This window comes from Pseudomonas sp. 1D4 (assembly GCF_001728925.1).
Classification (GTDB): Bacteria; Pseudomonadota; Gammaproteobacteria; order Pseudomonadales; family Pseudomonadaceae; genus Metapseudomonas; species Metapseudomonas otitidis.
In genome coordinates this window covers 27,664-48,161 of record NZ_LXJQ01000013.1, presented here as the reverse complement: position 1 = coordinate 48,161, position 20,498 = coordinate 27,664, and the positions used below count along the sequence as shown (strand labels likewise).

The following is a 20,498-nucleotide window of genomic DNA, read 5'->3' as shown; positions in this document are numbered from 1 at the left end:
CCTTTCGTTTTCCCGGTCTGCCGCCCTGAGGAATGGATACATGCGCCTGACACTCAAAACCAAGGTCCTGCTGCTGGCGCTCGCGCCAGTCATCCTGTTCGCCGTCGTGCTCAGCGGCGCGGCAGCCAAGGTCCTGCTGAGCCTCGCCGAGGGTGAGGTGAAGGAAACCCGCGAGCGTCTGATCGATGAGAATCGCCGGGAGCTGCAGCATTACATGCAGATCGCCCTGGGCTCGGTGCAGATGCTCTACGACGCGTCGGCCGCCAATGACATGGCGAGCCGCGAGAAGGCCATCGAGATCCTGAAGAAGATCAAGTACGGCAAGGACAGCTACTTCTTCGCCTACGACTCCCAGGTGATCCGCCTGTTCCGTGGCGACAGTCCGGTGGACGTAGGCAAGAGCTTCTCCGGTCGCAAGGACGTCAACGGCGTGGCCGTGAACGATGAACTGGTCCGGGTCGCCAAGGACGACAGCCGTTATGTCTTCTACAGCTCGCCCTTGCCGGGCAACGAGAGCGTGCAGGTACCCAAGCTCGCCTATAGCTATTACCTGCCCAAGTGGGACATGGCCCTGGGCACGGCGGTGAATCTCGACGGTGTCGAGGCTCAGGTGGCCGAGGTGCAGGAGGCGATCGACGCGCGCATCAGCACCATCCTCACCAGCATCGTGGTGATTGCGGTGATCCTGCTGGTGGTGTTCGGCATCGTCGGCACGACCCTGGCCAACGCCTTCCTCCGTCCGTTGCAGCAGATCAAGGCCAACCTTGACGACATCGCCGCCGGTGACGGCGACCTGACTCATCGCCTGCCGATCAACAGCCAGGACGAACTGGGCGAACTGGCCGGTTCCTTCAACCGCTTCGTCGAGAAGATCCACGGTCTGGTGCGCCAGATCGTTGAGATGACCGTGCAGCTCACCGGCCTGGTGGACCAGGTCTCCGCCCAGGCCCACCGCTCCGAGCAGGCCATGGAGCGCCAACGCCACGAGACCGACCAGGTGGCCACCGCCATCAACGAGATGAGCGCTGCCGCGCACGAGGTGGCCCAGAGTGCTCAGGGCGCCGCCGAAGCCGCGCAGAAAACCGATCAGGAAGGCCAGGCCGCCAAGCGCGTGGTGGACGGCAGCATCACCCGTATCCATTCGCTGGTGGGCGACATCCGTGAGAGCGGCGTGTCCCTGGACAGCCTGCAGCAGGACGTGCAGTCCATCGTCAGCGTGCTCGGGGTGATCCGCTCCATCGCCGAGCAGACCAACCTGCTGGCGCTCAACGCCGCCATCGAAGCCGCCCGTGCGGGCGAGGCCGGTCGCGGCTTCGCCGTGGTGGCCGATGAGGTGCGTGCCCTGGCCAGCCGCACCCAGCAGAGCACCCAGGAAATCCAGGGCATGATCGACCGCCTGCAGCAGGGCACCCAGGACGCGGTGACCGCCATGCGCCGCTCCAGCGATGCCGGCGAGGTCACCAGTGAGCAGGCCAACCAGGCTGGCGCCTCGCTGGACGCCATTGCCGGGCTGATCGGCACCATCAATGCCATGAACGCGCAGATCGCCAGCGCTGCCGAGGAGCAGACGGCGGTGGCCGAGGAGATCAACCGCAGCGTGCACCAGATCGCTGTCGCCGTGGACAGCGTCGCCGACGACACCCGCCAGGGTGCCGAGACCGCCCGCTCCCTGGCTGCCCTGGGCGACCGTCTGGGCGCGCTGGTGCGTCAGTTCCGTATCTGATCGCCAACCTGTTCGGCTCGGGACGCGAAGCCATTCGCGTTCCGGGCTGAAGCCCGGGCCAAGGTAAATCCACCTCGGGTCAGTGCTTTTGGGTGCTGCACCTGCAAAGTCTTCGCACTTTGTATCGGTACTGGCGGACTAAACCGGTAATCCCACTGGATACCGCCCGCCCATGTCCGCCTCCCGCTATCCCCTCGAACTCCGCTCGCTGATCCTGCTGCTGGTGCTGGTCTCCCTGGCCTTCATCTGGATTCTCCTGCCGTTCTACGGCGCCGCGTTCTGGGCGGTGGTGCTGACAGTGGTGTTCGCGCCGCTGCAGCGCCGCCTGGCCCTGCGCCTGGGCGGGCGAGGCAACCTGTCGGCGCTGCTGACCCTGGGGGTGTGCCTGCTGGTGGCGATCATCCCGGTGTGCCTGATCGGCCTGCTGCTGGTGCAGCAGGGGGCCGACCTGTATAGCCGGCTGGAGTCCGGCGAGCTGGACCTTGGCATGTACCTGGAGCGCTTCATCGATCTGCTTCCGCAGGCGTTGCAGCAGCACCTCGGCCGCTTTGGCCTGGACAACCTGAACGACCTGCGTGACCGCCTGGTGAGTGCCGCTACCCAGGGCAGCCAATTCCTCGCGACCCAGGCGTTCTCCATCGGGCAGGACACTTTCCAGGTGGTGATCAGCTTCTTCCTGATGCTCTACCTGCTGTTCTTCTTCCTCCGCGATGGCCCGGAAATCGTGCGGCACATCCGCACGGCGCTGCCCCTGGCCGATCACCACAAGCGCCGCCTGCAACTGAAGTTCACCCGTGTGGTCCGGGCGACGGTCAAGGGCAACGTGGTGGTGGCGGTGATCCAGGGCGGGTTGGGCGGCGTGGTGTTCTGGCTGCTGGGCATCCCCAGCGCATTGCTCTGGGGCGTGCTGATGGCCTTCCTGTCCCTGCTGCCGGCGGTGGGCTCGGGACTGATCTGGGCGCCGGTGGCGGCCTGGCTGATGCTCAGTGGCGAGCTCTGGCAGGGCGCGGTGCTGGTGCTCGCAGGCGTGCTGGTGATCGGCATGGTGGACAACCTGCTGCGGCCGATCCTGGTGGGCAAGGATACGCGCATGCCGGACTACCTGGTGCTGCTCTCCACCCTGGGTGGGATTTCGCTGTTCGGCCTCAATGGCTTCGTCATCGGGCCGTTGGTGGCAGCGTTGTTCATAGCCAGTTGGGGGTTGTACGTCAGCACCCGTCGGCGGGTCCGCCTGCCTTAAGGCGCCGCCCGCAGGCGGCGGAAGGTAAGGCTGATACGCGGGCCGACGGCTGCGGTCCGGGGGATGGCGTGCAGCCAGTGGGCCTGGACGGCCTGGTCCATGTAGAGCAAGGAGCCGGAAGGTAGCGTCCAGGCCACTTCGTGCTCGCGGTCGGCCTTGCTGCGGAAGCGGATCTCGCGGGAGTCCCCGAGGGAGAGGATGGCCACCCCCGTGCCGGGCTCCAGCACCTCGCACTCATCGGAATGAAAGCCCATGGATGACTGGCCGTCCTCGTAGAGGTTGAGCAGGCAGTTGTTGGCAGAGAAGCCAATGACCGGCTGCAGGCGCTCGCCAAGCCATTGGGCCCAGGCCGGCAGTGGCGTGGCGGGGTAGTTAATCTGCGAGTAGTTGTAGGCGACCCCGTAGCTGGCAGTGCGCCGCGCGCGCATCCGGGTGTCCCAGGTGACCGTTTCGAGCAGTTGATGCAAGTGCCTGTCCGGCTCGTCGAGGAAATCGGGGATGAACAGCAGGTCGGGTCTTGGGTGCACGGCTTCGTCCTTGATGGGGCGGCTGCAGGGTTGCCCGCTGGAGCAGGCTGCCGATGATGCCGGGACTTGCCGGCTGGCGCCATGGTCTTGCTGGTCTCACCTGCCTGGAGGCGGAAGGGGAGAGCACCCCGAGGTGAACAGGTATGAAAAAGCCCGGCATTCGCCGGGCTTTTTCGTCACTGCCGTGGGGCACTCAGTGGCCGAGTGCGACCAGGCCGGAGTGCTGGACCAGGTCCAGCAACGGCTGCGGGTAGACGCCGAGCACGAAGGTGAGCAGGGCGACGATCAGCAGCATGATGCCGCCGGCGCGCTGGGCCCAGTGCAGGTCGGCGTCGTGACGACGCAGGTTCGGCTCCACCAGGAACAGCGTGACCATGACCCGCAGGTAATAGAACACGCCGATGGCGCTGCCCAGGATCATCACGCCCAGCAGTAGCCAGAGGTGGGATTCGACACCGGCGGCGATGACGAAGAACTTGCCGATGAAGCCTGCGGTGAGCGGAATGCCGGCGAGCGACAGCATCATCACGGTGAGCACGGCGGTCAGGTACGGACGGCGCCAGAACAGGCCGCGGTATTCGTACAGGGCGTCACAGTCACGGCCGTTGTAGGGCGTGGACATCAGCGTCACCACACCGAACGCACCCAGGCTGGTGAGCACGTAGGTGGCCAGGTAGACGCCGATGGCCTCCACGGCCATGCCCTTGGTGGCGATCAGGGCGATCAGCAGGTAGCCGAAGTGGGCGATAGAGGAGTATCCCAGCAGGCGCTTGATGTTGCTTTGCAACAGGGCCAGCAGGTTGCCGAACAGGATCGAGGCGATGGCGATGGCGGCCAGCAGGTCGTTCAGCCAGCCACCGGCGGTGGCCGGGGAGATCTGGTAAAGGCGAACCAGCACGGCGAACACGGCGACCTTGCTGGCGGTGGCCAGGAAGGCCGACACCGGTGCCGGGGAGCCTTCGTAGACGTCCGGCGTCCAGAGGTGGAAGGGCACCAGGGACAGCTTGAACGCCAGGCCGACCAGCATCATGCCGATGCCCAGTTGCACCAGACCTCCGGGAACGCCCTGGCCGGAGAACTTGGCGCCGATGCCGGCGAAGCTCAGGGTGCCGGCGTCGGCGTAGAGCAGGGCCATGCCGAACAGCAGGAAGGCGGAACCGGCGGCCGAAAGCACCATGTATTTGATGCCGGCTTCCAGCGAGCGCTTGTTGAAGAAGGCGTAGGCCACCATGCCGTAGACCGGCACCGACAGCAGCTCCAGGCCGATGAACAGGCCGGCCATGTGCTGCGCGGTGACCAGCACCAGGCCACCGCAGGCGGACAGGAGGATCAGCAGGTACATCTCCTCGCGGTTGCCCGGGTAGCCCTGGCCGGTGTTGCCGCCCAGATAGGCGTGGATCAGAGTGACGCACGCCAGGGTGGAGGCCAGTACCAGCGCCATGTAGTAGCAGCCGAAGGTGTCGACCTTCAGCAGCGGGGTCACCTCGATGGGGGTGACGCCCAACGCCGGGATGATGGCCAGCAGGGCGGCGTTGAGGCCGACCACCGACAGGCCGAAGGTCAGGGTGTGGTTACGCTTCCAGGCCACGGCCAGCATCACTGCGACGACAGTGGCGCAGGCAACCAGCAGCGGCAGCAGGGCGATCAGGTGTTGAGTCGTGAATTCCACAGCGTGATGTTCCATGACAGCTACCGGGCCGAGGCGAGTTGGGTGAAGGCGGCGTCCATCCACTGCTGCACGCCGTGCATGCTGGCAGCGGAGGTGTCCAGCACCGGTTGCGGGTAGACGCCCAGGAGGATCAGCAGCGCGGCGAGGCCGAGCACCATGATCAGTTCGCGGGGCTTGAGGCCCTGCAACGGGGCGTCGGACTTGGCGGCACCGAAGTGGGCGCGGTGGATCATGATCAGCGAGTAGACCGAGCCGAACACCAGGCCGGTGGCGGCGATGATGGTCACCCACATGGCTTTCTCGAAGGAGCCCAGGAGTATCAGGAACTCGCCCACGAAGTTGCCGGTGCCGGGCAGGCCGAGGGCTGCGGCAGCGAAGAACAGGCTGATGGCCGGCAGATAGGGCATGCGGCTCCAGATGCCACCCATCTGGCGCATGTCACGGGTGTGCAGGCGCTCGTACAGTTGGCCACAGAGGATGAACAGCGCGGCGGCGGACAGGCCGTGGGCCATCATCTGCACCACTGCACCCTGCAGTGCGATCTGGCTGCCGGAGTAGATGGCGATCAGCACGAAGCCCATGTGGGACACGCTGGAGAACGCCACCAGGCGCTTGATATCGGTCTGCGCGAAGGAGAGCAGGGCGCCGTAGACGATGGCGAACACGCCGAGCCAGTGGGCGATGGGCGCGAACTCGGCCGAGGCGTTGGGGAACAGCGGCAGGGCGAAGCGCATCAGGCCGTAGGCGGCGGTCTTCAGCAGGATGCCGGCCAGGTCCACGGAGCCCGCAGTGGGCGCCTGGGCGTGGGCATCCGGCAGCCAGGAGTGGAACGGCACCACCGGGAACTTCACCGCGAAGGCGATGAAGAAGCCCAGCATCAGCAGGTACTCGGCGGTGGGCGTGAGCGGCGTCTTCAGCAGGTCGGCGTAGTTGAAGGTCAGCACGCCGGTGGCGTTGTAGTGCACCAGCACCAGGCCGAGGATCGCCACCAGCATCACCAGGCCGCTGGCCTGGGTGAAGATGAAGAACTTGGTGGCGGCGTAGATGCGGGTCTTGCCCTTGCTGCCGCTGTGACCCCAGAGCGCGATGAGGAAGTACATCGGCACCAGCATCATTTCCCAGAAGAAGAAGAACAGGAACAGATCGACGGCCAGGAACACGCCGACCACGCCGCCGAGGATCCACATCAGGTTGAGGTGGAAGAAGCCGACGCGGTTCTGGATTTCGTTCCAGGAGCACAGCACGGACAGCACGCCGAGCAGGCCGGTGAGGGTCACCATCAGCACCGACAGGCCATCCATCGCAAGGTGGATGGTGATGCCGAAGCGCTCGATCCAGTTGACCTTGAACTCGTGCGCCCAGACCGGATCGGCACCCGGGGCGGGGGCCAGGTTGAAGTTGCCGGTGGCCCACAGCCAGAGGCCGAGGCCGAACAGCAGGGACATGGTCAGCAGCGCAATCCAGCGCGGCAGGGTGGTGCCGAAGCGCTCACCTTGCCAGCACAGCAGGCCGCCGATGAAGGGAATCAGGATTAGCCAGGGCAGAATCATGACGGGCTCAATTCCTTAAGAAGATTCAGGTCAGCAGCACGGCGCCGAGCACCAGCACGGCACCACCCACCAGGGAGACCGCGTACCAGCGGAGCTGGCCGGTCTGGCTGCTGCTCAGCATGCCGTTGCCGCCACGAACGAGGCGCGGGATCAGGCTGATGCCGGAGTCGATCGGGTCGTTGCCCAGCAGGCGGGTGGCCAGCAGGTAGGGCTTGACGAACAGTTTGTCGTAGAGCCAGTCGAAGCCCCAGGCGGCGTACCACCAGGCCCCGAGGAAGCGGCCCGGCGCACTCTGGGCGACAGCGCTGACGAAGCGACGCTTGCCGAGGAAGAGCAGGGCGGCCAGCAGGATGCCCGCCAGGGCGATGGCGCCCGAGGCGATTTCCAGGCTGTGCTTGGCTTCGCCACCGGCATGGCCGACGCTCTGCGGCAGCACGCCGGCCAGCGGCGGAGTGATCAGCGCACCGATGAAGGTGGACAGCACGATCAGCACCGACAGCGGCAGCCAGTGGGCCACACCATGGCCGGCATGGGCCTCGGTCTTCGCTTCGCCGTGGAAGGCGATGAAGATCAGGCGGAAGGTGTAGATCGAGGTCAGGAAGGCACCGGCCAGGCCTGCGTAGAGCAGCCACTGGTGACCGCTGGCGAAGGCTTCCCAGAGGATCTCGTCCTTGGAGTAGAAGCCCGCGGTGACCAGGGGCAGTGCCGCCAGGGCCGCGCCGCCGACGATGAAGCTGGCGTAGGCGAGGGGGAGCTTCTTCCACAGGCCGCCCATCTTGAAGATGTTCTGCTCGTGGTGACAGGCGTTGATCACCGCACCGGAGGCGAGGAACAGCAGGGCCTTGAAGAAGGCGTGGGTCATCAGGTGGAAGATCGCCGCATCCCATGCCCCCACGCCCAGAGCGAGGAACATGTAGCCGATCTGGCTCATGGTGGAGTAGGCGAGGATGCGCTTGATGTCGGTCTGCACCAGCGCGGCGAAGCCGGCCAGCACCAGGGTGACGCCACCGACGATGCCCACCAGTTCGAGGATCTCGGGGGTGAGCAGGAACAGGCCGTGGGTCCGGGCGATCAGGTAGACGCCCGCGGTGACCATGGTGGCCGCGTGGATCAGTGCGGAAACCGGGGTCGGGCCGGCCATGGCGTCGGCCAGCCAGGTCTGCAGCGGCAGTTGGGCGGATTTGCCCACGGCGCCGCCGAGCAGCATCAGGGTGGCGAACCACAGCCAGCTGTCACCGGCCACGTACTTCTCGGGTGCCAGCTTCATCAGCTCCTGGATGTTCAGGGTGCCGAGGTGCATGAACAGGATGAACAGGCCGATGGCCATGAACACGTCGCCGATGCGGGTGACGATGAAGGCCTTGAGCGCGGCGTTACCGTTGTTCGGGTTGCTGTAGTAGAAACCGATCAGCAGGTAGGAGCACAGGCCCACGCCTTCCCAGCCGAAGTACAGGAACAGCAGGTTATCGCCCAGCACCAGGAACAGCATGCTGGTGATGAACAGGTTGGTGTAGGAGAAGAAGCGCGAGTAGCCCTCTTCACCGCGCATGTACCAGGAGGCGAACAGGTGGATCAGGAAGCCGACGCCGGTGACCACGCCGAGCATGGTGACCGAGAGGCCGTCCAGGTAGAGCGTGAAGCTGGGCGCGAAGTTGTTCACGCTCATCCACTGCCAGAGCACCTGGGTGTAGACACCGCCTTCCGGCGGCGACACGTGGAACTGCCAGATGACCCAGGCCGCCGTGAGCGCGGAGAGGCCGACGGAGCCGACGCCGATCACGGCGGAGGCGTTTTCGGAGAGACGCCCGCGGGAGAACGACAGGACGAACCAGCCGAGCAGCGGGAACAGGAAGGTCAGGAATAGAAGGTTCATCCGCGCATCTCGCTGGCAGCGTCGATATCGAGGGTGTGGAAGCGGCGATACAGTTGCAGCAGGATCGCAAGGCCGATGCTGGCCTCGGCGGCTGCGAGGGTGATCACCAGAATGAACATGATCTGGCCGTCGGCCTGGGCCCAGCGGGCACCGGCGACCACGAAGGCCAAGGCGGCCGAGTTCATCATCACTTCCAGGCTCATCAGGACGAAGAGGATGTTACGGCGCACCATCAGGCCGGCGAGCCCAAGGGCGAAGAGGATGCCGGCGACAGCGAGCCCGTGTTCCAGTGGGATTGCACTCATGGCATTACTCCTTCGCTTCGTGGCGGCCGAGGTGGTAGGCCGCGACCAGTGCCGCCAGCAGCAGCATGGACGCCAGCTCCACCGCCAGCAGGTAAGGGCCGAACAGGCTGATGCCGACGGCTTTCGCGTCCACGGTGGTGTGGCCGATTGCAGCGCCGCTCTGCTGGCTGAACAGCACGTACAGCAGCTCGGCCAGCAGGGCGAAGGAGAGGGCGGCAGGGCTGACCCAGATCCCGGGCGTGAGCCACTTGCGCTCCTGCTCCACCACGGCCGGGCCGAGGTTGAGCATCATCACCACGAAGACGAAGAGCACCATGATGGCGCCAGCGTAGACGATGATCTCCAGGGCACCGGCGAAGGGCGCACCCAGGGCGAAGAAGCACATCGATACCGCCAGCAGCGAGACGATGAGGTAGAGCAGGGCATGCACCGGGTTGGTGTTGGTGATCACCCGCAGGGTGGACACCACGGCGACGCCGGCAGCGAAATAGAAAGCGAATTCCACGCAACGTCTCCTTAGGGCAGCAGGCTCTTCACGTTGATCGGTTCGGCCTCGTTCTGCGCGGCACCTTTCGGTTTGCCGGCAATGGCCATGCCCGCCACGCGATAGAAGTTGTAGTCCGGGTTCTTGCCGGGGCCGGAGATCAGCAGGTCTTCCTTCTCGTAGACCAGGTCCTGGCGCTTGTACTCGCCCATCTCGAAATCCGGCGTCAGCTGGATCGCGGTGGTGGGGCAGGCTTCTTCGCACAGGCCGCAGAAGATGCAGCGGGAGAAGTTGATGCGGAAGAACTCGGGGTACCAGCGCCCGTCTTCGGTCTCGGCCTTCTGCAGCGAGATGCAGCCGACCGGGCAGGCCACGGCGCACAGGTTGCAGGCCACGCAGCGTTCTTCGCCGTCGGGGTCGCGGGTCAGCACGATGCGGCCGCGGTAGCGCGGCGGCAGGTACACGGGCTCTTCGGGGTATTGCAGGGTGTCACGCTTGCGGAAGCCGTGGGAGAACACCATCACCAGGCTGCGAAGCTGGGTGAAGGTGCCGGCTACCACGTCATAGATGTACTTGATCATGGGCTTCTCCTTACTGGACCGCGAGCACGACGGCGCCGGTCACCAGCAGGTTGATCAGGGTCAGCGGGAGGCAGAACTTCCAGCTGAAGGCCATCACCTGGTCATAGCGCGGACGCGGGATCGACGCGCGGAGCAGGATGAACAGCATGATGAAGAAGGCGGTCTTCAGGGCGAACCAGATGAACGGGATCTGCGGCAGGATGCCGAAGGGGCCGTGCCAACCGCCGAAGAACAGGGTGACCAGCAGCGCGGACACCAGCACGATGCCGATGTACTCGCCGACGAAGAACATGCCCCATTTCATGCCGGCGTACTCGATGTGGTAGCCGTCGGCCAGTTCCTGTTCCGCTTCCGGCTGGTCGAAGGGGTGACGGTGGGTCACTGCGACGCCGGCGATGAAGAAAGTACAGAAGCCGAAGAACTGCGGAATGATGAACCACAGGTGCTGGGCCTGGTATTCGACGATGTCGCGCAGGTTGAACGAGCCGACCTGGGCGACGATACCCATCAGCGACAGGGCCAGGAACACCTCGTAGGAGACGGTCTGGGCCGAGGCGCGCAGGCTGCCGAGCAGGGCGAACTTGTTGTTGCTCGACCAGCCGGCGAAGAGCACCGCGTACACGGTGATGCCGGCCATGGCGAAGAAGAACAGGATGCCGATGTTCAGGTCGGCGACGCCCCAGGTGGGGGTGATCGGCACCACGGCGAAGGCGATGAGCAGGGCGCTCATGGCGATCACCGGCGCCAGGGTGAAGATCATCTTGTCGGCGAACGGGGGCGTCCAGTCTTCCTTGAAGAACATCTTCAGCATGTCGGCGGCGATCTGGAACATGCCGAACGGGCCGACGCGGTTGGGGCCGTAGCGATCCTGCCACCAGCCCAGCAGGCGTCGTTCGACGAAGCTCAGCAGGGCGCCGCAGACGACCACGGCAAGCAGGATGACGATGGCCTTGACCACCGCGATGATGACGTCGATCACCTCGGGAGTGAGCCAGCTCATTGCGCGGCCTCCTGCAGCAGGGTGACGGTGGCGCCAGCGACGGCGCCCGGGATGCCCGGCAGACCGGCTGGCAGGCCCACCAGGCCGACGGCCAGCTCTTCGCGTACTTGCAGCGGCAGGCGCAGGGCCTGGCCGTTGACCCGAACGATCAGGTGAGCGCCATCGTTGACGCCGAGGCGGTCCGCCTCGGACTTTGCCAGGGCCACGTAGGCCTCGGGCATACGCGCCTGGATCGGCGCGGCGCGGGAGGAGTTCTCCTCGCTGCCGAACAGGTGATGCAGCGGGACGACCTGCCAGGTACCTTGCACCGGGTTGAACGGCGCGGCGACGCTGAACCAGGGCAGGGGATTGCCCTTGGCCTCGATCAGGCGCACGCCCGGGTCACCGGCACGCAGGTGGCCGCCGACTTCGTCCTGGAACTTGTTCCAGGCCTGGGGCGAGTTCCAGCCGGGCGACCAGGCGAAGGGGATCTGCTGACGGGGCTCGGCACTGCCGGCGTAGCCTTCCATGGAGAAGGCGAACGGGGAGTCCTGGTCCTGCGGCTGGCGCGGCTCGTGCACGCTGATGTTGGCGCGCATGGCGGTACGACCGCTGTAGCGGTGCGGCTCGCGGGCCAGCTTGAGGCCCTTGATGCGGAACGAGGCGCTGGGCGCGGCGTCGCGGATCGAGGCCAGTTGGTTGTTGCTGTCGGCGACGGCGGCGGTGACCTGGTCCAGTTGGGTCCAGTCGACGGACTTGCCTTCCAGGGTGCTGTGCAGAGCATGCAGCCAGCGCCAGCCCTCGCGAACGAGGATGTTGGCGTCGTAATAGGTCGGGTCGTAGACCTGGAAGAAGCGCTGGGCGCGGCCTTCCTGGCTGACCAGGGTGCCGTCGCCTTCGGCGAAGCTGGCGGCCGGCAGCACAAGATGGGCGCGCTCGACGGTCGCGGTCTGCTGGTGGTCGGCGACGATCACCACCTTGGCGGCGGCCAGGGCGGCGTCCACCTTGGCGGTGTCGGCACGGCGGTAGAGGTCGTTCTCGAGGACGACGACCGCGTCGGCCTGGCCGGAGATCAGGGCCTCCAGGGCTGCGTCCAGGGATTCACCGCCGAACAGGGCCAGGCCCATGCTGTTGGCTTCCGGTACCACCAGGCTGATGGAGCCGTTCTTCTCGCGGTTCTTCAGGGCGCTGGCGATGTTCGCGGCGGCTTCGATGAGGGCTTTTTCGCCCAGGGAAGCGCCGGAGACGATCAGCGGGCGCTTGGCGGCCAGCAGGGCATTGGCAATGCGCTGGACCAGCTCGCGGGCCTCGGCCTCCAGCCCTTCCACGGCGGGTGCGCTTGGGTCGATGGCGTGGGCCACGGCGAAGCCGATGCGGGCCAGGTCAGCCGGGGCGGCATGCACGCTTTCGGTGGCGACGTCGTCGAGGCGGGTCTCGGTGACGCTGGCGATGAACAGCGGGTTCAGGGCGTGCTGGGCGACGTTCTGCACGGCGGCCATGTGCCAGTCCTGGATCTTCATCGAGGCGGCGATCTCGGTGGCCTTGCCCTTGACCGACTGGCGCAGGGCCAGGGCGACGCGCGCGGCGGTCTGGGTGAGGTCTTCGCCGAGGACGAAGACGGCGTCGTGGCTTTCGATATCACGCAGGGTGGGCACCGGCAGCGGGCCGTTCTGCAGGATGTCGCGGATCAGGCGGATGTTTTCCAGTTCGCCGGCAGCGATGCCGGAGTAGTAGCTGGCTTCGCCCACCAGTTCACGCAGGGCGAAGTTGGACTCCAGGCTGGCGCGCGGCGAGCCGATGCCGATCACGCGCTTGCCCTTGAGCAGTTCGGCGGCCTTGTCCAACGCGGCGTCGAGCCCCAGCTTCTGGGTGCCGAACAGCGGTTGGCGCGGGCGATCTTCACGGTTGACGTAGCCGTAGCCGAAACGGCCGCGGTCGCAGAGGAAGTACTGGTTCACCGAGCCGTTGAAGCGGTTCTCGATGCGGCGGATCTCGCCGTAGCGCTCACCGGGGCTGATGTTGCAGCCGCTGGAGCAGCCGTGGCAGATGCTCGGGGCGAACTGCATGTCCCACTTGCGGTTGTAGCGCTCGGAGTGGGTCTTGTCGGTGAACACACCGGTCGGGCAGACCTCGACCAGGTTGCCGGAGAATTCGCTCTCCAGGGTGCCGTCCTCGACACGTCCGAAGTAGACGTTGTCGTGGGCGCCGTAGACGCCCAGGTCGGTGCCGCCGGCGTAGTCCTTGTAGTAGCGCACGCAGCGGTAGCAGGCGATGCAGCGGTTCATCTCGTGGGCGATGAACGGGCCGAGTTCCTGGTTCTGGTGGGTGCGCTTGGTGAAGCGGTAGCGACGGGCGTTGTGGCCGGTCATCACCGTCATGTCCTGCAGGTGGCAGTGACCGCCTTCCTCGCACACAGGGCAGTCGTGCGGGTGGTTGGTCATCAGCCATTCGACGACGCTGGCGCGGAACTGCTTCGCCTCTTCGTCCTCGATGGAGATCCAGGTGTTGTCAGTGGCAGGGGTCATGCAGGACATGACGAGGCGACCGCGTTTGTCGTTTTCGTCGGTGTACTGCTTGACCGCGCACTGGCGGCAGGCGCCGACGCTACCGAGCGCCGGGTGCCAGCAGAAGTAGGGGATGTCGAGTCCGAGTGACAGACAGGCCTGCAGGAGGTTGTCTGCACCATCGACTTCGAGCGTCTTGCCGTCTACGTGGATAGTGGCCATGGTTCAGTCTTCATCTGCCCGTTACCGGGCTTGGCTAATGGAATCTGGTTGCGATCGGGGCCGCTTGTGGCAGCCGCCAACCGTCGGAACTGGCTCTTATGCGCCGACCACTTCGGGTCGGTTCGCCGGTGCGTTGCGGGCAATGCCTGCCTCGAACTCCGGTCGGAAATACTTCAGCGCGCTACCCAGTGGCTCGACGGCACCCGGTGCGTGGGCGCAGAAGGTCTTGCCTGGGCCGAGGAAATTCACCAGGCCTTCCAGGGTCTCCAGGTCGCCGGCCTGACCCTCGCCGCGCTCGAGGGCGCGCAGGACCTTGACGCTCCAGGGCAGACCATCCCGGCAGGGGGTGCACCAGCCACAGGACTCGCGGGCGAAGAACTCTTCCATGTTGCGCAGCAGCGAGACCATGTTGATGCTGTCGTCCACGGCGAGCGCCAGGCCGGTGCCCATGCGGGTGCCGACCTTGGCGATGCCGGCGGCGTACATGGAGGCATCCAGATGCTCGGGCAGCAGGAAACCGGTGCCGGCGCCGCCGGGCTGCCAGGCCTTCAGCTTGAAGCCGTCGCGCATGCCGCCAGCGTAGTCCTCGAACAGCTCGCGGGCGCTGACGCCGAAGGGCAGTTCCCAGAGGCCGGGGTTCTTCACCTTGCCGGAGAAGCCCATGAGCTTGGTGCCCATGTCTTCGCTGCCCGGGCGGGCGAGTCCCTTGTACCAGTCCACGCCGTTGGCAACGATCGCCGGGACGTTGCACAGGGTCTCGACGTTGTTGACGCAGGTGGGCTTGCCCCAGACGCCGACGGCGGCGGGGAAGGGCGGCTTGGCGCGGGGGTTGGCGCGGCGGCCTTCGAGGGAGTTGATCAGGGCAGTTTCTTCACCGCAGATGTAGCGGCCGGCGCCCGTGTGGACGAACAGCTCGAAGTCGAAGCCCGACCCGAGGATGTTCTTGCCCAGCAGGCCGGCGGCCTTGGCTTCGTCGATGGCGCGGTTGAGGTTGCGGGCGGCGTCGACGTACTCGCCACGCAGGAAGATGTAGCCGCGATAGGCCTTGAGGGCGCGGGCGCTGATCAGCATGCCTTCCACCAGCAGGTGGGGCAGTTGCTCCATCAGCAGGCGGTCCTTCCAGGTGTTGGGCTCCATTTCATCCGCGTTGCACAGCAGGTAGCGGATGTTCATGGATTCGTCGGCGGGCATCAGGCCCCACTTCACGCCGGTGGGGAAGCCTGCACCGCCACGGCCCTTGAGGCCGGAGTCCTTGACCTGCTGGACGATGTCGGCCTGGGCCATCTCGCCCAGAGCCTTGCGTGCCGCCGCGTAGCCGTTCTTCTGCTGGTATTCCTCGAGCCAGACGGGCTGGGCGTCTTCACGCAGGCGCCAGGTCAGCGGGTGCGTCTCGGCGCTGCGCTGGATGCGGTTGGCCGGTCCTACGGAGGTGAGGGTGCTCATTGATAGGCCTCCAGCAGTTGCGCGACGCCCTCGGCGCTGACGTTGCCGAAGGTGTCGTCGTCGATCATCAGAGCCGGCGCCTTGTCGCAGTTGCCCAGGCAGCACACCGGCAGCAGCGTGAAGCGGTTGTCGGCGGTGGTCTGGCCAAGCCCGATGCCGAGCTGCTCCTGGATACGGCCCAGCACGGATTCATGGCCACCGATGAAGCAGGTCATGCTGTCGCACACGCGGATCACGTGGCGGCCGACCGGCTGGCGGAATATCTGGCTGTAGAAGGTGGCAACGCCTTCGACGTCGCTGGCAGGGATGCCGAGGATCTCGCCGATGGCGTCGGCGGCGCCATCCGGCACCCAGCCACGCTCCTTCTGGACGATCTTGAGGGCTTCGATGGACGCCGCGCGCGGGTCCTCGTAATGGTGCATTTCGTGCTCGATGGCCGAGCGCTCGGTTTCGCTGAGGACGAAACGGTCGGTCTGGATAATGCTCATGTCAGCGGTCCACGTCAGCCATAACGAAGTCGATACTGCCCAGATAGGCGATCAGGTCGGCCACCATGCTGCCGCGGATCACTGAGGGGATCTGTTGCAGGTGAGGGAAGCTGGGCGTCCGGATCCGGGTGCGGTAGCTCATGGTGCTGCCGTCGCTCGTCAGGTAGTAGCTGTTGATGCCCTTGGTCGCCTCGATCATCTGGAAGGCTTCGTTGGCCGGCATGACCGGGCCCCAGGAAACCTGCAGGAAGTGGGTGATCAGGGTTTCGATGTGCTGCAGCGTGCGCTCTTTCGGTGGCGGCGTGGTCAGCGGGTGGTCAGCTTTGTAGGGGCCTTCCGGCATGTTTTTCAGGCACTGGTCGATGATGCGGATACTCTGGCGCATCTCTTCCACGCGGACCATGCAGCGGTCGTAGGCATCGCCGTTGTGGGCCAGCGGGACTTCGAATTCGAAGTTCTCGTAGCCGGAGTAGGGGCGAGCCTTGCGCAGGTCGAAATCGCAGCCGGTGGCACGTAGGCCGGCACCGGTGGTGCCCCATTCCAGGGCTTCCTTGGTGTTGTACTGGGCGACGCCGATGGTCCGGCCTTTGAGAATGCTGTTCTGCAGGGCGGCCTTGGTGTACTCGTCCAGGCGCTTGGGTAGCCAGTCGACGAACTCCTTGACCAGCTTGTCCCAGCCGCGCGGCAGGTCATGGGCGACACCGCCGATGCGGTACCAGGCCGGGTGCAGGCGGAAGCCGGTGATGGCCTCGATGACCTTGTAGGCGCGCTGGCGGTCGGTGAAGGTGAAGAACACCGGCGTCATGGCGCCCACGTCCTGGATATAGGTGCCCAGGAACAGCAGGTGGCTGGTAATGCGGAAGAACTCGGCCAGCATGATGCGGATGGTGTCGACCTTCTGCGGTACCTGGATGCCGGCGAGCTTCTCGACAGCCAGTACGTACGGCAGGTTGTTCATCACCCCGCCGAGGTAGTCGATGCGGTCGGTGTAGGGGATGAAGCTGTGCCAGGACTGGCGCTCGGCCATTTTCTCGGCGCCACGGTGGTGGTAGCCGATGTCCGGGACGCAGTCGACGATCTCTTCACCGTCCAGCTGCAGCACGATGCGGAAGGCACCGTGGGCGGAGGGGTGGTTGGGGCCGAGGTTGAGGAACATGTAGTCCTCGTTCTCGCCCTGGCGCTTCATGCCCCAGTCCTCGGGGTTGAAGCGGGCGGCTTCTTCCTCGAGCTGTTGCTTGGCCAGCGTGAGGCTGAAGGGGTCGAATTCGGTGGCGCGCGCCGGGTAGTCCTTGCGCAGTGGGTGACCCTGCCAGGTCGGCGGCATCATGATGCGGGTCAGGTGCGGGTGCCCGGTGAAGGTGATGCCGTAGAGGTCCCAGACCTCGCGTTCGTACCAGTTGGCGTTGGGCCAGATCCTGGTGACGCTGGGCAGGTTGAGGTCGCCCTCGGACAAGGCGACCTTGATCATCACGTCACTGTTACGTTCCAGCGAGATCAGGTGGTAGAACACCGTGAAGTCGGCGCCCGGCAGGCCGCGGCGCTGGGTGCGCAGGCGCTCGTCGACGCCGTGCAGGTCGTACAGCATGACGAAGGGGCGGGGGGCGTTGCGCAGGAAGGTCAGCACTTCGACGAGCTTTTCGCGGGGGACCCAGATCACCGGCATGCCGGTGCGGGTTGCCTGGATAGTGAAGCTCTCGGCGCCGAAGCGGGAGTTCAGCTCAACGACGACATCTTGGTCGTCAGCCTTGTAAGGCGGAATAGACAGAACGGTGTCTGCAGTCATGGTCTCGGTCGCTTTCGGTCAACGTACAGAGTGAAACGGGCCTCCTCGTGGAAGGGCCCGAATCAGACTTCGTCGGGGCTGCGCAGGTTGGTGACCTGAATACGCTGTTCGCGGCGCTGTTCCTTCTGCGACGGCATTTCGGCACGGTAGATGCCTTGGTCGCCGACGACCCAGGAAAGCGGGCGGCGCTCCTGGCCGATGGATTCCTGCAGCAGCATCAGGCCTTGCAGGAATGCCTCCGGACGGGGAGGGCAGCCAGGGATGTACACATCCACGGGGAGGAATTTGTCCACGCCCTGGACCACCGAGTAGATGTCGTACATGCCACCGGAGTTTGCGCAAGAGCCCATCGAGATCACCCACTTGGGCTCCAGCATCTGCTCATAGAGGCGCTGGATGATGGGCGCCATCTTGATGAAGCAGGTGCCGGCGATGACCATGAAGTCAGCCTGGCGGGGTGATGCGCGAATGACCTCGGCACCGAAGCGGGCAATGTCGTGGGGCGCAGTGAAGGCGGTGGTCATCTCCACGTAGCAGCACGACAGACCGAAGTTGTACGGCCAAAGGGAATTCTTGCGACCCCAGTTGACCGCGTTGCTCAGAACATCTTCGAGTTTGCCCATGAAGATGTTCTTGTGGACCTGATCTTCTAGCAGAGGGTCAGTGACGACCTCCCGCTCGCCGATCGGGTACTGCTCGTTGGGAGCAGTCGGATCGATCCGAGTAAGTTTGTATTGCATTGCCAAAGCCTCATTGTTTTAGCTTCGCCTGCCGATTGCGACGACCTTCGGGGGCCCAGTCCAGGGCCCCGATGCGCCAGAGATAGGCAAGACCTGCCAACAGAATTGCTATGAAAATGGATGCTTCGATGAGCCCGGCCCATCCGCTTTCGCGAACAGAAACGGCCCATGCGAAGAGAAAGAGGGCTTCGACGTCGAAGATCACGAAGAGCATCGCGACCAGATAGAACTTGGCGGAAAGGCGGAGGCGGGCGCTGCCGGTAGGCAGCATCCCGGATTCGAAGGGGTCGTTCTTCGCGCGGCCAAAGGCGCGACTGCCGAGGAGGGCGGAGACGCCGAGCATGAATGCGATCAGGCCGAACACGCCCAGCAGGAAAACAGCGAAACCCCAGTTATGGGACAGGATGGCAGTGGCTTCCGACATGCCCGAACTCCTTCTACAAGGAACGGCGTTCACTCGAGTTATTAGGGTTATGCCGGAGCAGAAGCACCCAGCAATCTATTCGAACAATTTTATGCCCGTAAGGGGGAACAAGTAAATTTTTCAGGTCGAAAAATTAACTCCAAGGGCAGTAAAAGGACCTTGTACTGCCATGAAAGCCCCGTAGGTCGGGGTTTTCAGCTTTTTGTTAGGCCTTGGTCGGATTGCGTCGCTATGCCGCAGCGGCAAGTTATGTTTTGTGGATGAGAGTCATTCGCGTTTGATTGGGGAATATTTAGCCACTACTGAATTAATCCTACAAAGGCGACTAAAAGTTACCGGTGCATTAGCGCTAACTACTACAACGGTAGCGGTTTCTATCCCGAATAATTCTGGCAACGGCTTATTGAGGCACTTTGGATGCTGTACTAGCGTACCAGCTGCGCTTTTCTACAGCGCTTTCCCCTGTTTCCCGGCGGTACTCAGGGGGTCAATCGGACCCCCATGTCCTTGGATATTCCGGGGCTTGGTGGTCACCACCAAAACACCAAGAAAGAGGGAACTGCCCATGAGGCTTGCTACACGCCTGCGTTGCAGCGTCATTCTACTGTCCTGCCTATTACCCGCCGTCCATGCTCATGCCGAAGTTGGCGACTACGGTTTCTGGAAGACACTCCGTAACCTGACCTCCCCGCCCTCAGCGGACAACCCTGTGCGTGCTGAGCAGCGCGTGGGGCCTTATCCCATGCTCGGCAACCCTGCAGGCTTCAAGTCAGGTTTCTCGCCGGCGCGTTACTACGCCTGGCAGACCGTCCAGCTTGCACCCGAAACCGGCGCAGTGTGCGGCGACGGCTCGCCGTACAAGTTCTTCATCAACCGGGTTCCGAACACCACCAATACGATCATCTACATGGAAGGTGGTGGAGCCTGCTGGGACTACGCCAGTTGCACAGGACAGACCGGTATCCGCGGGGCGCGCAACCCCAATGGCATTCCGGATGACTACATGAAACTGATGAACCCCAGTGCCAGCCTTGTCAGCCCCTTCGTGGTCCGTCTTCATCCCTATTCGCGGGTGAAGACCCAGAAGTGGAACATGGTTTATATCCCCTACTGCACGGGGGATCTCTATGCCGGGGACAAGGTCGCCACGTACGACGATCCGGCTGGACAGAAGCCGCCCCTGACTTGGCACCACAACGGCTTGCGCAATGGTCGCGCCGTGCTGGGCTGGCTGAAAGACAACATGCCTCGTCCTGGGCAGATGCTTTCTACCGGTTGCAGTGCCGGCGGCGCAGGTAGCTTGGTCAGCCACGGTATCCTGCGACAGGACCTGGCTCCGGATCGCGGCTTCCTGATTGATGACTCGGGGCCGATATTCGATGCGATGGTCGGTGGTGACAGCCAGACATATCCCTCCTTGCCCTTGCAAAATCTCATACGCGGTGCGTGGGGGTTGGATGAAGGGCCGCTGCAATACCTGCAACGTCGCTTGCCAGGTGTGAGCTTGTCCAATCTCGGCAGCATCTATCCGGCGCTGGCTTCTAACCTGCCGGGTGATCGTCTGGGACACACCCATTTCTGGCAGGACCTCAACTACTCGTCCTACTCCTACGAGCGGTTCTACCCGGAGATCATGAACGCGCCTGACAAGGCCACCAAGGAGGCCTTGATCAAGGCCAAATGGAAGGCAGATACGGAGCGCTTGAACAGTACGCTGGCCAACCTGCCGAACTTCGGCGGTTACTTCCCTCAGTACCGGGCTCTGAACGAAAGCCATTGCACAACGATCGTCGATTTCAAAAATGGCGATATTCAGGAGCAAGGGCTTGAGCTGAGCCACTTCATCGACAGCGTGCTCAATGGCAGGGGGCCGGTGTTGGACGCCTCCGAGATCAGCGATGCCGCTGACCGTGCGAAGCCCTACAACCTCATCTACGCCCTGATCAACAAACTGCTGTAAAGA

At 64.5% G+C, this 20,498-nt stretch carries 17 protein-coding genes and 1 pseudogene; 4 read left to right on the top strand and 14 right to left on the bottom strand.

Annotated features, from left to right (window positions below):
* Positions 1–40: 40 nt before the first annotated feature.
* The 3 genes and pseudogenes from A7D27_RS29060 to A7D27_RS09245 form a co-directional block, all read left to right on the top strand.
* Positions 41–865: pseudogene (locus A7D27_RS29060) on the top strand (cache domain-containing protein); the annotation flags it as partial.
* Positions 866–901: 36 nt separating this feature from the next.
* Positions 902–1,723, top strand: a complete 822-nt coding sequence (locus tag A7D27_RS29055; protein ID WP_371320897.1) for a methyl-accepting chemotaxis protein — start codon at positions 902–904, stop codon at positions 1,721–1,723.
* Between the two features lie 172 nt (positions 1,724–1,895).
* Complete coding sequence (locus tag A7D27_RS09245; RefSeq protein ID WP_069564695.1) at positions 1,896–2,963, top strand: AI-2E family transporter; 1,068 nt, start codon at positions 1,896–1,898, stop codon at positions 2,961–2,963.
* Here the strand turns inward: A7D27_RS09245 and A7D27_RS09240 are convergent.
* The 14 genes from A7D27_RS09240 to A7D27_RS09175 all read right to left on the bottom strand — a co-directional run bounded on the left by A7D27_RS09240 (position 2,960) and on the right by A7D27_RS09175 (position 18,535).
* A complete protein-coding gene (locus A7D27_RS09240; protein WP_069564694.1) occupies positions 2,960–3,490 on the bottom strand; it encodes an alpha-ketoglutarate-dependent dioxygenase AlkB in 531 nt (176 codons plus the stop codon). The genes A7D27_RS09245 and A7D27_RS09240 overlap by 4 nt on opposite strands.
* Before the next feature lie 193 nt (positions 3,491–3,683).
* A complete protein-coding gene (gene nuoN / locus A7D27_RS09235) occupies positions 3,684–5,159 on the bottom strand; it encodes an NADH-quinone oxidoreductase subunit NuoN (protein WP_069564693.1) in 1,476 nt (491 codons plus the stop codon).
* 20 nt (positions 5,160–5,179) lie between these two features.
* Complete coding sequence (gene nuoM, locus A7D27_RS09230) at positions 5,180–6,709, bottom strand: NADH-quinone oxidoreductase subunit M (protein WP_069564692.1); 1,530 nt, start codon at positions 6,707–6,709, stop codon at positions 5,180–5,182.
* 25 nt (positions 6,710–6,734) lie between these two features.
* On the bottom strand, positions 6,735–8,582 hold the full coding sequence (gene nuoL / locus A7D27_RS09225) for an NADH-quinone oxidoreductase subunit L (RefSeq protein ID WP_069564691.1): 1,848 nt from the start codon (positions 8,580–8,582) through the stop codon (positions 6,735–6,737).
* Positions 8,579–8,887, bottom strand: coding sequence for an NADH-quinone oxidoreductase subunit NuoK (nuoK, locus tag A7D27_RS09220; protein WP_044405825.1), 309 nt, complete (start codon positions 8,885–8,887; stop codon positions 8,579–8,581). The genes nuoL and nuoK overlap by 4 nt, the downstream gene beginning before the upstream one ends.
* A gap of 4 nt (positions 8,888–8,891) precedes the next feature.
* A complete protein-coding gene (gene nuoJ, locus A7D27_RS09215) occupies positions 8,892–9,392 on the bottom strand; it encodes an NADH-quinone oxidoreductase subunit J (protein ID WP_069561454.1) in 501 nt (166 codons plus the stop codon).
* A gap of 11 nt (positions 9,393–9,403) precedes the next feature.
* The gene (gene nuoI, locus A7D27_RS09210; protein WP_044405822.1) at positions 9,404–9,952 is read right to left on the bottom strand and encodes an NADH-quinone oxidoreductase subunit NuoI; all 549 of its coding nucleotides are present in this window, start codon (positions 9,950–9,952) and stop codon (positions 9,404–9,406) included.
* Positions 9,953–9,962: 10 nt separating this feature from the next.
* A complete protein-coding gene (gene nuoH, locus A7D27_RS09205; protein WP_069561453.1) occupies positions 9,963–10,952 on the bottom strand; it encodes an NADH-quinone oxidoreductase subunit NuoH in 990 nt (329 codons plus the stop codon).
* Positions 10,949–13,657 carry an NADH-quinone oxidoreductase subunit NuoG gene (gene nuoG / locus A7D27_RS09200; RefSeq protein WP_069564690.1) on the bottom strand — a complete coding sequence of 903 codons (2,709 nt, stop codon included), beginning with the start codon at positions 13,655–13,657 and terminating at the stop codon, positions 10,949–10,951. Before nuoG ends, nuoH begins: the two co-directional genes overlap by 4 nt.
* A gap of 96 nt (positions 13,658–13,753) precedes the next feature.
* Positions 13,754–15,100, bottom strand: coding sequence for an NADH-quinone oxidoreductase subunit NuoF (nuoF, locus tag A7D27_RS09195; RefSeq protein WP_069561451.1), 1,347 nt, complete (start codon positions 15,098–15,100; stop codon positions 13,754–13,756).
* Positions 15,097–15,588 carry an NADH-quinone oxidoreductase subunit NuoE gene (gene nuoE / locus A7D27_RS09190; protein WP_069561450.1) on the bottom strand — a complete coding sequence of 164 codons (492 nt, stop codon included), beginning with the start codon at positions 15,586–15,588 and terminating at the stop codon, positions 15,097–15,099. Before nuoE ends, nuoF begins: the two co-directional genes overlap by 4 nt.
* A 1-nt stretch (position 15,589) precedes the next feature.
* The gene (gene nuoC, locus A7D27_RS09185; RefSeq protein ID WP_069564689.1) at positions 15,590–17,371 is read right to left on the bottom strand and encodes an NADH-quinone oxidoreductase subunit C/D; all 1,782 of its coding nucleotides are present in this window, start codon (positions 17,369–17,371) and stop codon (positions 15,590–15,592) included.
* 62 nt (positions 17,372–17,433) lie between these two features.
* A complete protein-coding gene (locus A7D27_RS09180) occupies positions 17,434–18,111 on the bottom strand; it encodes an NADH-quinone oxidoreductase subunit B family protein (protein ID WP_044405811.1) in 678 nt (225 codons plus the stop codon).
* 10 nt (positions 18,112–18,121) lie between these two features.
* Positions 18,122–18,535, bottom strand: a complete 414-nt coding sequence (locus A7D27_RS09175) for an NADH-quinone oxidoreductase subunit A (RefSeq protein WP_069561448.1) — start codon at positions 18,533–18,535, stop codon at positions 18,122–18,124.
* A gap of 565 nt (positions 18,536–19,100) precedes the next feature.
* Here A7D27_RS09175 and A7D27_RS09170 point away from each other — a divergent pair.
* Positions 19,101–20,495 carry a pectin acetylesterase-family hydrolase gene (locus tag A7D27_RS09170; protein WP_069561447.1) on the top strand — a complete coding sequence of 465 codons (1,395 nt, stop codon included), beginning with the start codon at positions 19,101–19,103 and terminating at the stop codon, positions 20,493–20,495.
* Positions 20,496–20,498: the final 3 nt, after the last annotated feature.